At 39.4% G+C, this 510-nt stretch carries 1 pseudogene; it reads left to right on the top strand.

The window, feature by feature from the left end:
- Nucleotides 1-318: 318 nt before the first annotated feature.
- A pseudogene (locus ACFIL8_RS12755) lies at nucleotides 319-510 on the top strand (glyoxalase); the annotation flags it as partial.

Genomic DNA, 510 nt, shown 5'->3' with positions numbered 1-510 from the left:
GATTCGAACCAAGATTGACGGAGTCAGAGTCCGCTGTTCTACCATTAAACTATTCCCCAATAAGCCAATTTTACCATCTCTAGCAGATTCTATAGTGTAGGCAAGAGCAAAAAATCTTTAGATTATCAATAATAAAGAGCGATAGGATATCATTACAATCCCAGTAGTGGCGGCCTCGATATTTTAGCATATAGCAATAAGTGAGTAAAAACATATAAATAGAGCACACCGCGAATGGAAGCATCACAAACTCTTGTTGAAATATCCTCTATATAGGTATAGCCTGTCAGGCAGTTGCTACTAAATCATGGAGAATTAATGAGTAATATTTCCACTTATCCTGTTACCCCAAATCTACAGTTGGTATATGTCTCAAACATAGAGTATTCTACAGCTTTTTACAAATTCATCTTCAAGAAAGAACCTGTGTTTACCTCGCCACGCTATGTTGCATTTGCTTCTTCGGGGGATGCACTCTTTGCTCTCTGGTCAGGGGGCGATACGCCTGAG

It is taken from the genome of Bartonella sp. AP57NXGY (genome assembly GCF_042195805.1).
Taxonomy (GTDB): domain Bacteria; phylum Pseudomonadota; class Alphaproteobacteria; order Rhizobiales; family Rhizobiaceae; genus Bartonella.
Note: the sequence above shows the minus strand (reverse complement) of the source record. Positions and strands in the feature narration are given on the sequence as shown.